Below are 13,238 nucleotides of genomic sequence, written 5' to 3' on the forward strand. Positions count from 1 at the left end.
AGGCGCCGGGACAGCGTCTTCGTGGGCGAGCCACGACCACACACGGACGGGGAGACGGGGAGAGCCGCAGTGACTACTGCTGAGCCGGTCCAGACGGACGGCCGCAGCATCCGTACGGGGCCGCGAATACGCCAGCCCTCGCCCACCACCATCGACACCGGTCCGGCGACCGGACCCGGCGCGCCGGGGGACCGAAGCGCACTCGCCGACCTCCGTGATCAGCTGACTCGCCGTCCCGTACTCGTGACCACGGCCGTCGCGGCGGTCGTGCATCTGCTCTGGTTCTTCCTCTTCGCCAACAGCGGCGGTGATCTGGCCGCTCAGGACGCATGGGCCGAGTTCGTCGGTCGACATCCGGACTCCGCGTACAACCTCGCCTGGTACGGCGGGATGCACCCCGTCTCCTACAGCGTGGTCTCCCCGTATCTGATGTCCCTGATCGGCGTGCGGTCGACCATGATGGTCGCCGGTACCGTCTCGGCGGCGCTGACCGCGCTGATCCTGGTCCGGGTGCCCGCGGTGCGCAATCCGCTGGCCTGCTCGATGGCCGGGGTCTTCGCCTTCTTCTGCAACGCGCTCTCCGGTCGGGTGACCTTCGGACTCGGCATGATGGTGGCGCTGGGCTCGGTCGCGGCCGTGTTCTGCTGGCCGCACCGCTGGCGCACCAAGCGCTGGGCGAAGGCAGCCGTCGCCGCCCCGCTGGCCGCACTCGCGACGACCGCGAGCCCGGTCGCCGGTCTCTTCCTCGGCGTCATCGCAGCCGCACTGTTCCTCAACGGACGGCGGCCGGGCGCGTACGCCATCGGCCTGCCGCCCGCGGCGGTCGTGGCGCTCTCCTCCTGGCTGTTCCCGTTCTCCGGTACCCAGCCGATGTCCCTGGCCTCGACCTCGCTGCCGTTCCTCTACGGCGTGCTGGTCTTCTTCTTCGTCCCGAAGCAGTGGCGCACGGTTCGTACCGCCGCCGCCGTCTATGCGCTCGGAACCCTGCTGACCTGGGCGATCGACTCCCAGATCGGTTCGAACGTCTCCCGGCTGCCGATGCTCTTCGCCGGGGTGGCACTGCTGGCGGTCCTTCCGTACACGCTCCCGCGTTCCCGGAAGTGGTACGCGCTGCTCCTCGCCTTCGTCGGGATGAACTTCTGGGTCGGCTTCAAGGGCGTGGACGACATGGTCCGCACCGCACCGACCGCGGCCTGGACGCGAGAGCTGGCACCGCTCGTCAACAAGCTCCAGGACGTCAAGGCCGAACGCGGCAGGGTCGAGGTCGTTCCCGCCAAGAGCCACCGGGAGGCATCGGCGCTCGCGCCCTACGTCAATCTGGCCCGCGGCTGGAACCGGCAGGCCGACATGAAGCGCAACCCGATCTTCTACGACAAGGAGCGCACCCTCACCTCCGCCGACTACCGCGCCTGGCTGGACCGCTGGGCCGTGCACTACGTCGTCCTGCCCACCGGCACCCCCGACACCGGGGCCGAGCAGGAGACCGAGTTGGTAAGGGAGGGCCAGCCCTATCTGAAGCCGGTCTGGAGCGATGCGAACTGGCAGCTGTTCGCCGTCAAGGAGCCCACGCCCCTCGCCGACGCGCCCGCCGTCGTCCAGCACGCGGGCGAGGAGGAGATAAGACTTCGGGTGACCAAGGCGGGACGGGTGCTGATCCGGGTGCCGTACTCCCCCTGGCTGAGCATCGTCGATGACCAGCGGGAGAAGGTCGAGGGCCCGCAGGAGTCCGAGGAGTCCAAGGAGCGCGCCGAGGGTGAGCCGAAGTCGTTCACCAATCCGAACGGCTGTCTGATCAAGGTCGAAGAGGACGCCGAGGGCGACGAGTGGACGGAACTGCTGGCACCCCGGCCCGGGGTGTACCGGCTGGCCGCCCCCTATGACCTCCCCCGGGGCACTCCCTGCCCCAAGGAGATGCAGGAGTGACCTCCTTCGGGCGACGGGCCTGATCCGAGCCCTGCCGAACGCATTGCCCTGCCGAACGCGTCGCCCTGCCGAACGCGTCGAGCGGTCCGCCCCGTGCCTATGGGGCGGACCGCTCGTCTCTTGACGCTGTGCTCACTACGCACGGGCTCTCCACGCAGCGCTTGGTACGTCGCGCTCTGTCCGTTGCGTCTTCCCGAATTCCGTTGGGGGAGCCGCTACTCGGTGCGCAACCCGTCCGGGCGCATCAACCGCCACAGCGGCGGCATGCTCAGTAGCGTGACCAGCGCGATCAACGCCGCGCCCACTCCGACGATCGGCACGGACACCCACCAGTCGGCGACCGGGCTGCCCACCATGAACAGCAGCGTCAGTCCGAGCACCGTCCCGCCCACCACGGCGAGCGCCAACCCCAGTGCGATGGGTACGGCCGTCTGCCAGAGCACCGACCAGCTCAGGGTGGAGCGCCGGGTTCCGAAGGCGACCAGGATCGACAGCAACCGCCTGCGTTCGCGTAGCTGCTCCAGTGTGGAGACCAGCAGCGATGCCGCGATCAGCACCATCGTCGCGGTGGCTCCCACGAAGATTCCGGTCCGCAGGCCGGCGAACCGACGAACGGTCTCCGTGGACTCCAGCGTGGCGACGCTCGCCCGCGGATCGAGCTTCGCCGCCGCGTTGCGCACGAGCTCGGCCGCGTTCGTCACATCGGGCGCCAGCTTGATCATCGCGTTGATCCGGGGCATGGGCATCAGATCGGCATCGAGTGCCGCAGGGGTGGCAAGCACCCCGGCCGTGTGGGTGCCCACCGGGCTGACGAGGGACTTCACCTCCTGGGTCGTCGCGGGCAACTGCCACGGGCGCGGCTTCGGCCCGGCTCCCTCGCCACCGTCGTTCCTGACCAGATTCACCTTCGCGCCCGCCTCCGGCCGGTACGAGTACGTCTCCATTCCCTTGGGCTGACGGACGGTGAAGACGTCCCCGTCCTTGCAGGAGGACAGCTTCACCAGCGTGCGCAGCGCGGGGCAGTCGGCGACGGTCAGCTGGGTGAAGGGCACGAAGTCCTCACCGGGGCCCTTGGGGGCCTGCCGTTCGATGAGTCCCTCGGTCAGCCCGATCACCCCGGCGACTCCGGTGGTCTCCCGCAGGGTCGTGAGCGCCTCGCGCGCCTCCCGACCGTCCTTGGTGCCGTTCTCCACCTGGAGTTGTACACGGGAGGTGTCCACGCCGGTGGACTTGGTGAAGTCTCCCTGCACGGAGCTGAACAGCATCTGGAGCGCGATCGCGCCCGCCGCCGCCACGACGATTCCGCTGATGGCCCGTGCCGCGGCGCCACTGCTGAGCTGAAGCCGTCGGATCGCCAGCTGCCAGGCCACCGGGCCGCCGTCCAGTCGGGAGACGACCGCCTCGACCAGCCAGGGCAGTAGCGCGGTGATGCCGGTCAGCGTCAGGGCGGCGCCCAGCGCGATCTGGAAGGACTCGTCGCCCGCCAGGGTGAGCGCGCTCGCCGACGACAGGAGGAGCAGGATGCCCAGGACCGGGAGCAGGATCCGCCACCAGAGCCTGCGCCGGCGCGGGACGCTGTTCCGCACCACTCCGAGGGGTTCGACGGACACTCCGCGCATGGCGAAGAGGCTGACACCCACCGCGGCCACCGGCACGGCGATCAGGATCAGGGCGGCGAGCGCCGGGTTGGGGACGATGTCGAAGGGGAACGCGGTGATGTCCCAGACCGTCACGGCACTGGCGAACTGCCGGGTGAGGAGGAAGAGGCCCGCACCCACGAACAGCCCCATCAGTGCTCCGCACAGTGCTTCACCAGCGGCGATCCGATGGGTCATGGCCCGGTCCGAGCCCACGAGGCGCAGGGCCGCGAGCCTTCGGTCGCGCTGTTCGCCGCCGAACCGCACCGCGGTGGCGATGAAGACCCCCACCGGGAGCAGCAGTGCCACGAAGGCGATCACGGCGATGAGGAGGATGACACCGACGAAGGGCTCGCCGGCCTCGTACCGCCCGAAGCCGTTGCTCGTGCCCTTGGCGTTCTCCGCGGTGAGCTGGTCGCTGCCCGCGTAGTAGCGCAGTTCGTCGGGGCCGATCAGCCCGCGGTCACCGATGGTGGCGGTGACCCGATAGGGCAAACGTTCCTTCAGGAGGTGGCCGCCCGGGGACGCGAGGAGTTCGGCGAGGGCAGGCGAGACGGCCATCTCACCGGGCTTGGGCAGGGCCGCCAGACCGGGAGGGGCGCTGGGGGTGCCCTTGCCCGCAGCGCGGAAGAGGGTTCCGGTGATCATGTCGTCACGGAAGACGGTCTCGGTCTGGGCGTAGTGGAACGCGGTATCGGAGAGCTGCTCGCTGCCCTGAATGGCGGGTGTGCGGTTGCCCTGACGGTCATCACGGCTCTGGAGCGCGTGTGGGATCGCAGATGCGACCAACAGGAGGGCGACTCCGAGACCGACACCGAAGGCGGTCAGCAGCGTACGAGTCCAGCCGCGCCGGCCTCCGGTCACGGCGAACCGGACGCCCAGCGTCAGATCCCGTACCCAACCGCGCAGCCCGGCGCCGCTCGTGGGGTCGTTCATCCGACGCCCGCCATATCGCGCACCTGACCGTCGCGGACCACGACCTCCCGGTCCGAGTACGCCGCCACTCTGGCCTCATGCGTCACCAGGACCACCGCCGCATGGGTCTCCCGTGCCGCGTCGGTCAGCAGCTGCATCACCCGCTCACCGTTGTACGAGTCCAGGGCACCGGTGGGTTCATCGGCGAAGACGACCTTGGGGGTGCTCACCAGAGCCCGGGCCACGGCGACGCGCTGCCCCTGACCACCGGACACCTCACCGGGGCGCTTGTGTCCGACATCGGAGACCTCCAGCCGCTCCAGCCACTCCTGTGACAAACGGAGCGCCTCCTTGCGGCGCGTACCGGCGAGGCGTAGCGGGAGCGCCACGTTCTCCAGGCAACTGAGCTCGGGCACGAGCTGGCCGAACTGGAAGACGAAGCCAAACTCACTGCGGCGCAGCGCGCTGCGGTGCGCGTCCGACAGGGCGGTGAGATTCCGTCCTGCGTAGGTGATCGTGCCGGAGTCCGGTGGGACGATGCCCGCGAGGCAGTGCAGCAGGGTCGACTTCCCGGAGCCGGACGGGCCCATGATGGCGACGACCTCCCCGGCGCGGATCGCGAACGAGGCGCCGTCGAGGGCAGGGGTCGGGCCGAACGTCTTGTGTAGTTCCTCGGCGGTGAGAAGCGGACCGGTGAGGGTCCCGGGGTCGGTACTCATGCGCTGACCTCCTGCGCGAGTCGGTCCAGTCGGGCGGCTGTCAGTTCCAGCCAGCGCAGATCGGCTTCGAGATGGAAAAGGGCATGGTCGCAGATGAGCTGGTCGGCGATGTCGCCGTGACGCTTGCGGTCGGTGAGGATGCGCATCATGCGGAGGTGTTCGGCCCGCTGGGTGTCGAGCAGCCCGGCGGCGCTGCGCCCGGTGAGCAGGGCGAGGACGACCTTGGTGTAGAGGGTCGACTGTAGGTAGGGCTCCGGCTTCTCCGGCTGGGCGAGCCACTGGGCGACATCGGTGATGCCCGCCTTCGTGATCGCGTACCGCTTGCGCTCGGGCCCGCTCGCGGACTCCACTCCGTCGACCTCGACCAGGCCGTTCTTCAGCAGCCGGGACATGGTCGAGTAGATCTGTCCGTAGTGGACCGGGCGGTCATGGCCGAACTTCTCGTCGAAGGCGCGCTTGAGGTCGTAACCGTGGCGCGGGCCGGACTCCAGGAGTCCGAGCAGAGTGTGACCGATGGACATGGCTCGACTATACATGGTGTGTATACATGCGGTTTATAGATGCCTGACCTGCCTCGTAGAAGCGTGGAGTCACATCCGGGCGAACCGGGCGGCGATGTCCTCTGCGGTCGCCGTGTCCGTCCGGCAGGCCGGGCTCCCGGTGCCGGCGGGCCCTCATGCCTGTAGGGGCGCAGGTGTGGGAGCGGGGCCTCGCACCCGGCCCTCCGCTCCATCACCCGGTGATAGCGGCACATCGCGTGTACGCCTCCGGAGGCCCTCGCCCCGTCCCTGTCGCTGACGGTCGGGAGAATCGTCGAGGTCAGCCGACTTTCGGCGCAGATGCCACCGCCGTGGCCGGACATATCGAGAGCCGGACAGACATCACGATGACATGACAGGCGGTTACAAACCGGCAACTGCTTTCGCGTTCAATGGACTTGCCTGACAGGCTGCTCCGGCTCAGACCAGCATCAGCACCAGCACACGGAGCCCGCTTCATGGTTGACGTCCAGCCCAGTACCGAGCCGAACCAGAACGTCGCGAACCCGGCCGATGGCGCCATCGCGCCCCACGCGGGCCACATGCCACCCGCGATCCCGCTGACCGGCCTGAACATGAAGCGCCGCGGGCCCGTCGCCGTGTGGATCGGCCTGCCGCTGATCACGCTGGGCATCTACCAGATCGTCTGGTACTACAAGATCCACTGCGAGCTGCAGTCGTTCGACCGTCGCCTGGGCCTCAACCCGACCGGAAGCCTGCTGGTCATGATCTTCCTGGGCTGGACCCTGATCGCTCCGCTGATCTCGTACCACAACACGGGCAAGGCCATCGCGAACGCCCAGCGCGCGGCCGGCCTCCCGGTGACGTGCAGCCCCGCCGCCTGCACGTTCCTGTTCTTCGCCCTCGGTCTGAACACCTTGTACATGCAGCGGCAACTCAACCTGGTCATCGACGCCTACCCGGACGCCGCCCCGGGCACCGGTGTCGCCCTCGCGGCCTGACACCCGGCCCGCACAAGAGCCCCGACCGCCGACCCCTTGAATCCAAGTGAGGTCGGCCGGGGCTCTCGCCGTTCACGGAGCGCGGTGGTGTGGCCTGACGGGAGGTGGAGACCCTCGTAACAGGCCCTGGTCTACCCGGTCATACGCCCTGACGCCTTCTTGCTGCTTCGAGCGGAAGCTGATCCCATCACGGGGGCAATGCGTCGTCGCAGGGGGTGCGCATGGACAACTTAGAGGTCAACTCGTGGAAACGGTACGGGCATGATCGTCTCTACGTACGTGTCGTCGGCGGTGAGAACGTCGCCTGGTTCGACCGCAAGTCCGGTCGTCTCACCATGCTCGATGAGTCGTATCGAGATCAGGTACTGGATGTGCTGGCTCCCTACCTACTCCGTCATGACGCTCCTCGGTCCGTTCCGTCACCGGCCGGAGCGATCGACACTCCTTCCGCTCCGGACTCAAAGGATGACCTCGCCCTGAATCGACCGGGCGAACTGCTGTTTCGGCATCTGGAGGGATCACGGCCCTGGTTCGTCCGGCTCGTCATGCGCCTGTGGGGCAAGGAGGACGAGAAGGACCGATGGCGAAAAGGTATTGCGGGGGAACGGATTGTTGGCACAGAACTCGCCAGACTCAAACGGCGGGGCTGGTCTGTTCTGCACTCGATACCGCTACCGAATGGCGGGGACATCGACCATCTGCTGATCGGGCCCGGTGGGGTCTTCTGTCTGAACACCAAGAACTTTCCCCATGCCCGGGTCTGGGTGGGCGACGACGTGGTCAAGGTGAATGGCGGCCCAGGGCGCCCATACGTACGGAAGAGCCGGCTTGAGAGCAACAGAGCATCGATGGCTCTGACACGAGCCTGCGGATTCCCGGTCGCGGTACGCCCACTGCTGGTCTTCGTATCTCCAGCCAAACTCCAGGTGGCCCCATCGCTACAAGGCGTTCGGGCGATCAAGCACCGCGAGCTCTCGTCCTTCCGTAAGAACGGCGTACTCCTCAAACCGGATGAGATCGCCTCCATCTATGCCGAGGCGAGAAATCCTCGAACTTGGCAAGCCGTATGACCCACTGCAACGAATGCTCCACTGGTGTGAGCGCGGGCTCATGTGTCGAATGCCTACTCACTCAATCCGAAACCACCTTGGGGAAAAGGTGGTTGATCCACGCCCGAAAGGGGCTCACGCTCGTCAGACAGCGCACAATTCCTCAGGTGGATTCCGCCCTTCAGCGTATTTCTGGTCAGGAGCCAGCCTGTGGCGGCTCGCCATGTTCCAGATAGGCGGTCACGCCGTCCGCGCGGGCCCGGATGCCGGCGGTGATTCGGCGTACGAGGCGGGGGATGGTGAGCTCGGGTAGCCGTTCGGCGCGGTGGAAGTCGTAGCCGCGCAGCTCGTCAGCCCGCAGTGCGATCCGCTGCCGGTGATCTTCATTGAGGTGGCCGCCGTCGAAGAGGTAGAGAACCTTGTCTCCCTCTCCTGGATTCGGTGCCCAGTCCACGACGAGCAGGCGGCCGATGCGGGGCGTGATGCCCAGCTCTTCGTGGATCTCTCGCGCGCAGGCTTGCAGAGGTGACTCGCCTCGTTCGACGTATCCACCCGGGATATCCCGATAGTCCTTGTAGGACGGCTCGACGAGCAGGACGCGATCAGCTTCATCGAAGAAAAGAGCGCCGGCTGCCATGCGGGGGTTGGCCATCTTCGCCTCGTGCTCTTTCACCGGGACCGACTCCAATCGTCTGCGATGAGGCGAAGCCCGTGGGCCAGGCCCGCTACAGACGGGTGCGGGCGGCCCCTCGTACCCGCAGCCAGTCGATGGCCAATTCTCCGCTCAGGTGGTGGTGTACGTGCTCAGGGGCCGGTTCTCTATCCGGCAGACTCGATGCCCCTGAGCCGCGCCTGGACACCCTGGAACGTCCGCAGTGGCCGGTGCCGACGGAGCGGTGATCGGCCAGAACTCCTCTTTCCGCCGAACTGCCCCCTCCCCGGCCCCTTTCGGGGTCGGTCAGGGGGCGAATTCTGCATTTGGCACGCCCCGCTGTGACGGGGCCGGCGGGGGATGCTTCCGGCGTTGTCGCGGGCCCGGTCGCCTGGGTCTAGAGGGCGATGTGGTTCCAGGGTTTGGCGTCTCCGGTACAGATCGCCTTGGAATAGTCGAAGGCGAAGTGACCGCCGTGAGTGTCACTTGAATGACTCCCCGGGCTGATGGTCGCCAGGGCTGTGTCATTCCAATCGTCCAGGTGAACCCACCAGAGTGTGGCCTTCACCGACAGGTTGTTTCTGTAGGAGACAATGCCGGACCACGGGTGAGGCCCAAGGTTGTAGTCGGGTAGCCACCAGCAATGACTGACGCTGCCGTGCCTGTTGAGAACTCCATGGTGTTCTTCCGTCTTGACGATCATGGACCTGAGGCTACGACTACCCTCTGACAGGGAGGCTCCCAGCGAGGTTTCTGCGTGAGTGCATTCACGTCTTTTCAGGCACGTCGACTGCATCACCGTGCTTCCTGCGCGGCAGCGGAGATCCTCGATCTGGTTCAGCAATCGTCGTGAACGGCCAGATTGGTACCTAGCCGCCGAGGTTGCTGGTCATGGTCGTATACCCACGTCCGGCCGGTCTGCCGGTACTCGTTCACAGGGATCGGTTCGGTTCCGGGCAGCATGCGGGCGGTGTACAGGAGGCCGTCGAGGTGGTCGATCTCGTGGTGGATGAGTCGGGCGAGGCCGTGTTCGTACAGGGTGGCCACGCGCTCGCCCGTTAGGGAGGCGCTCTCGACGGTGATCTCCAGCGGCCGTGGAACGAGGCCGCGGACGTCGAAGAAGCTGAGGCAGCCCTCGTACTGGTCGTCGCTTGCCTCCGCGCGGGCTGTGATGCGTGGGTTGAGCAGGATGATCGCGGGAACGTCGCCGGGTGGCTGGACGACGGCAGCGGCGCGGCCGATGCCGATCTGGGGGGCCGCGATGCCCACGCCCTTGGCGAAGGGGTGTACCTGGCTGATGCAGTTGAGGGCAGCGAACAGTTCTTGCACGATGTGCTCGGCCTCGCCCTGCTCGGTGGGCAGGTCGAAGGGGCGGGTCGGGGTGGTGAGGATGGCGCCCTCCTGGACGACGCCGAGGTCGCGCATCTGCTGGCTGGGCCGAACGTTCGTCAACTGAACTCTCCCTGCTTCCTTTTATCTTCGGGTGAGCCCGGGGAATCGCCTCTCCAGACGGTACCGAGCGTGCAGTGCGGGTCTGGTCGTGATCCACGTGCATGCCCGCTGTTGGCCGTCGTCACGGCGGATGGGTGGGGTGCGGAGGGGGGCTTCGGCGGGCATGGAGGTCTGGGTGCCCCAGACCACGGGGACGAGGGCGGTGGGGAAGGAGAGCTGGACTTCGAGCTGTTCTGTGGGCAGGCGGGCGGCCCGCTGGAACCAGTCACCTCATTTGTCGTCGCCCACGGTGTAGGCGTACCCGATCCAGACGGATTCGCCGGGGTAGAGCGGGAAGCGGCCGTGTTCGTTGTCGAACAGCAGCCAGATCTCCTTGAAGGCGTCGGGGTCGTGCTTGGCGCTGCCAAGCGGTGCTGTTTCCCCTGATCAGCGCCGTACGGCTGCCCGCCCGGTCTTGCTCATGACGCCCCATGCCTGGCAGTCCGCTCACGCATGGTCGGGTGCGGCTTGCTACCGGTGGTTCGCTGACACCCCGCTTCGCGGCGCGGTCCTGTCTCAGACGCTCGTCCTGTTCTGCGGGGCTTTGGTGGTGGTCGATCTTGTACTCATTGTCTTCTGGATCTGATCCGCTGAGTCAGTTCGTCCAGCTCGGTCTTGTCTTGGGGCGGCTCCTGCAACAGCCGCATCTCTCCCAATGACGTCCTCTGGCTCCGCGCTGGTCGATGCACTCGTCTCGCGGAAACCCTATCTGCCAACGGAGCCCGGTCTGCGGGTGTCGGCTGGTCGCCTCGCCGACCGTGGCGGCGGGCAATGCCAAGCCGAATCCATGAGCCCGTTCATGGCCGACCAAGCCTTGGCGTCCGAGCATGGGATTCTTGGCCACCAGATATCCTGAAGGGCGCCGATGCCTCGATCCGTAGCTGTCATGGGTGTGAGGATCGGCTCGGCCCGCTGTTCAGCAGTTCGTATGGATCGTCGGTCATGTCCATCGAGGGGACCCTGCATCGGTGCGGAACGAAGACTTACGGCCCACGCTGACATATGACGCGTTCATCAGCTACAACTCCGCCGACCTGGACGTTGTACAGACGCTTGCCGAGGAACTCCGTGAGCGGGGCTTTCATGTGTTCCTCGACCACTGGTGTCTCGTGCGAGGCGAGCCATGGCAGGAAGCCCTGAGCGAGGCGTTGGACAGCACCCCGTGCTGTCTTGTCATGTGTGGCCCGAACGGTTTCGGTCCTTGGCAGAGTGAGGAAGTGCACGCCGCGATCGAAAAGCGGGTCAGGGGCGAGACCATGCGCATCGTTCCCATCCTGCTGCCCGGCTCCGCCGATTCGGCCTGGAGATCTGTCCCCTTCCTGGGGCGGTTCGCCGCCTGCGACTACCGTCAGAGTCTTGAACAGGACCGCATCCTCGAATTTGAAGGCATCATCGCGGGCATACGCGGGGAGGCCCCGGGCCCTCCACCCCCGGCAGTCGCGTCGAAAGAGTCAGCCCAGACATACTTCCGATCACGCTTCAACGTCATCGCGGGCAACTGGCGGCGCGTTTCCGTCGTGGAAGCGGCTCGTAGAGCAATCGCAGCAGGCAGCTCACCCCTCGTGCTGTACGGATTGCCGGGCGTTGGCAAGACCAGCGCTCTGTGCGACGTAGCCGACGAGAATCGCTCGGGCCGGACCGTTCTCGCACTACCAGTGGGCGGGACGGCGGCTATAGAGCCGCGCTACCTCGTGGACGAGGTCAACACCTGGCTGGCCACCACCTTCGGCAAGGGGCTTGCCGTGGAGGACCTGTACCGGCAGGAATGGCCGGAAGCGCTCGCTTTACTGTTGAGCCAAGTGGCCGACGAACGGCTCTTGGTGCTGTTGGACGACCTTGACTCCGGCCCGTTCGCAGACACGGTGCTGCGGGCCTTCGCGTCGCTACCGGAAGCCCTGGTTCTGGCCACCGCGCGAGGTCATCTTGGCGCCAGTCATGAGGTCGGTCATGTGGTCGTACCCTCAATGTCACGACAGGAGAGCATCGAGTTCATCACCCATGTCGTGAAGAGCATGCGCCTGTCGGTTGATCCTGAAGACATTGCCAACCGACTTCCGGGCGACGTGCTCTCTCATCCGCTCGCACTGCGAACCTTCCTAGCACACACCAGGTTCGTACCGACGCCCCTGCTTGTCGATCCCGAGCTGCCGGCCGATGTCCTCTCCGTGCGGACCCTGGTGGCCACGGTCGTCTCCCAACTGCCTGTCGCACACCGGGGAGCCCTAGCCCATGCTGTGGTGCTCGATCAGGTGCCGCTTGCAGATCTCCTGAAGGCCGGGGTGGTGCTGCCGCCCGGCTTCACCCCCGCCCTGCAGGACCTGGCCAGTCGCTGCCTTGTCAGTCATATCGCCGACGCTATCGAGGTACCGCGGCTTGTCACGGAGGCGCTCGACATCGTTGACCCGTCCGCTCGGCGAGCGGCGCTGTTCGATGTCACGGTCCAACTCGGCGAGGCTGTCAGAGAGGCGGATGACACGACCCTCGCGTCCATAGCCCGTGCATTGCCGCCCACCGTGCTCATGCTGGTCTCCGCCGGACTGTGGCGTGAACTGCGGGAAACCGTTCCTCTAGGCTTTCTCGACCGGCTTAACGTCGGCGGTTTCTGGAAGGAGTACGTACTACTCGCCAGGGCCCTCATTAGCGCCGCCGACCACCTGCGGGACGACGCGGCACGAGTGAACCTGCGTGTCCGCATGTCGCGCAAAGTAGGGCAGCTCGGCGACAACCGCACTGCCTGGGATCTCGTACGTGAAGCCGAAACCGTCACGAGCACACTGGACTCGCGTTCCATGCAGGGTGACTTGGCGGGTTTGCGGGCATTTCTCGCCTATCTGCAGGGAGATGACAAGTCCACGTTGCGGGAACTGAAAAGTTGCGTAGAGCTGCGGATGCGCGACGATGACGCGGGCGGTCTGTTGATTGCACATAAACTGGAAGGAAACGTCCATCTGCGCCGGGGAAAGTACAAGAAGGCTGTGGCTGCCTATCGTGCAGCCTTAACCGCGGGCGGAGACGAAGCCGACCCTCGGCACCGAATGGACGCGGAGACGAGCCTGGCGATATGCGAGTTCAAGCAGGGGAGCAGTGAGGCGTCCACGCTTCGCCTGGAACGGGTGGTGCGGGAGATGCGTGCACTCTCGGTGCACAGCGATCTGCCGCGCGCGTTGCATGCACTCGCGCTGGTGTACGAAAGTCAGGGATTTACCGCACGGGCCCTAGAAGTAGCCAGGCAGGCGGCGTTGGCGCAGGCGAACGACCCCGTGGTACGGGCGGCAGTAGACCGTCTGGTGTGGCGTCTGGAGAATCTGAGGGCAGGATCCCGTCCCCGGACAGGTCGGGCGGATTAGTGAG

10 protein-coding genes are annotated in these 13,238 nt (G+C 66.5%); 4 read left to right on the forward strand and 6 right to left on the reverse strand.

Annotated features, from left to right (window positions below; translation table 11 throughout):
- Positions 1 to 69: 69 nt before the first annotated feature.
- Positions 70 to 1,923 (forward strand): MFS transporter, encoded by a 1,854-nt coding sequence (locus ACFXJL_RS12715; RefSeq protein WP_384691744.1) that lies wholly within the window; start codon positions 70 to 72, stop codon positions 1,921 to 1,923.
- 215 nt (positions 1,924 to 2,138) lie between these two features.
- On the opposite strand, the gene ACFXJL_RS12720 is transcribed toward ACFXJL_RS12715, so the two are convergent.
- Genes ACFXJL_RS12720 through ACFXJL_RS12730 form a run of 3 tightly spaced genes read right to left on the reverse strand, consistent with a single transcriptional unit; the run spans position 2,139 to position 5,715 of the window.
- On the reverse strand, positions 2,139 to 4,496 hold the full coding sequence (locus ACFXJL_RS12720; protein WP_384691747.1) for an FtsX-like permease family protein: 2,358 nt from the start codon (positions 4,494 to 4,496) through the stop codon (positions 2,139 to 2,141).
- Positions 4,493 to 5,194: an ABC transporter ATP-binding protein gene (locus tag ACFXJL_RS12725; protein WP_358877194.1), complete on the reverse strand. Its 702-nt coding sequence runs from the start codon at positions 5,192 to 5,194 to the stop codon at positions 4,493 to 4,495. Before ACFXJL_RS12725 ends, ACFXJL_RS12720 begins: the two co-directional genes overlap by 4 nt.
- Positions 5,191 to 5,715: a PadR family transcriptional regulator gene (locus tag ACFXJL_RS12730; protein ID WP_329020361.1), complete on the reverse strand. Its 525-nt coding sequence runs from the start codon at positions 5,713 to 5,715 to the stop codon at positions 5,191 to 5,193. Before ACFXJL_RS12730 ends, ACFXJL_RS12725 begins: the two co-directional genes overlap by 4 nt.
- A 476-nt stretch (positions 5,716 to 6,191) precedes the next feature.
- On the opposite strand from ACFXJL_RS12730, the gene ACFXJL_RS12735 reads away from it, so the two are divergent.
- Positions 6,192 to 6,695, forward strand: a complete 504-nt coding sequence (locus tag ACFXJL_RS12735; protein ID WP_384691752.1) for a DUF4234 domain-containing protein — start codon at positions 6,192 to 6,194, stop codon at positions 6,693 to 6,695.
- Positions 6,696 to 6,916: 221 nt separating this feature from the next.
- Entirely contained in the window at positions 6,917 to 7,765 is an 849-nt protein-coding gene (locus ACFXJL_RS12740) for a nuclease-related domain-containing protein (protein ID WP_384691755.1), read from the forward strand.
- Positions 7,766 to 7,940: 175 nt separating this feature from the next.
- Here ACFXJL_RS12740 and ACFXJL_RS12745 read toward each other — a convergent pair whose 3' ends face one another.
- The 3 genes from ACFXJL_RS12745 to ACFXJL_RS12755 form a co-directional block, all read right to left on the reverse strand.
- Positions 7,941 to 8,396: an NUDIX domain-containing protein gene (locus ACFXJL_RS12745; RefSeq protein ID WP_384692123.1), complete on the reverse strand. Its 456-nt coding sequence runs from the start codon at positions 8,394 to 8,396 to the stop codon at positions 7,941 to 7,943.
- Positions 8,397 to 8,793: 397 nt separating this feature from the next.
- Entirely contained in the window at positions 8,794 to 9,099 is a 306-nt protein-coding gene (locus ACFXJL_RS12750; RefSeq protein ID WP_384691758.1) for a hypothetical protein, read from the reverse strand.
- A gap of 134 nt (positions 9,100 to 9,233) precedes the next feature.
- Positions 9,234 to 9,848: a peptide deformylase gene (locus ACFXJL_RS12755; RefSeq protein WP_384691761.1), complete on the reverse strand. Its 615-nt coding sequence runs from the start codon at positions 9,846 to 9,848 to the stop codon at positions 9,234 to 9,236.
- A gap of 1,007 nt (positions 9,849 to 10,855) precedes the next feature.
- On the opposite strand from ACFXJL_RS12755, the gene ACFXJL_RS12760 reads away from it, so the two are divergent.
- Positions 10,856 to 13,234, forward strand: coding sequence for a TIR domain-containing protein (locus ACFXJL_RS12760; RefSeq protein ID WP_384691764.1), 2,379 nt, complete (start codon positions 10,856 to 10,858; stop codon positions 13,232 to 13,234).
- The last annotated feature ends 4 nt before the right edge of the window (positions 13,235 to 13,238 follow it).

It is taken from the genome of Streptomyces sp. NPDC059256 (assembly GCF_042753785.1).
Lineage (GTDB): Bacteria > Actinomycetota > Actinomycetes > Streptomycetales > Streptomycetaceae > Streptomyces.

What these genes read in the sequence shown, in the direction of transcription:
- ACFXJL_RS12740 (WP_384691755.1), top strand. Translation starts at nt 6,917, where the DNA reads ATGGACAACTTAGAGGTCAACTCGTGGAAACGGTACGGGCATGATCGT.
- ACFXJL_RS12720 (WP_384691747.1), bottom strand. Translation starts at nt 4,496, where the DNA reads ATGAACGACCCCACGAGCGGCGCCGGGCTGCGCGGTTGGGTACGGGAT.
- ACFXJL_RS12745 (WP_384692123.1), bottom strand. Translation starts at nt 8,396, where the DNA reads ATGGCCAACCCCCGCATGGCAGCCGGCGCTCTTTTCTTCGATGAAGCT.
- ACFXJL_RS12730 (WP_329020361.1), bottom strand. Translation starts at nt 5,715, where the DNA reads ATGTCCATCGGTCACACTCTGCTCGGACTCCTGGAGTCCGGCCCGCGC.
- ACFXJL_RS12735 (WP_384691752.1), top strand. Translation starts at nt 6,192, where the DNA reads ATGGTTGACGTCCAGCCCAGTACCGAGCCGAACCAGAACGTCGCGAAC.
- ACFXJL_RS12725 (WP_358877194.1), bottom strand. Translation starts at nt 5,194, where the DNA reads ATGAGTACCGACCCCGGGACCCTCACCGGTCCGCTTCTCACCGCCGAG.
- ACFXJL_RS12750 (WP_384691758.1), bottom strand. Translation starts at nt 9,099, where the DNA reads ATGATCGTCAAGACGGAAGAACACCATGGAGTTCTCAACAGGCACGGC.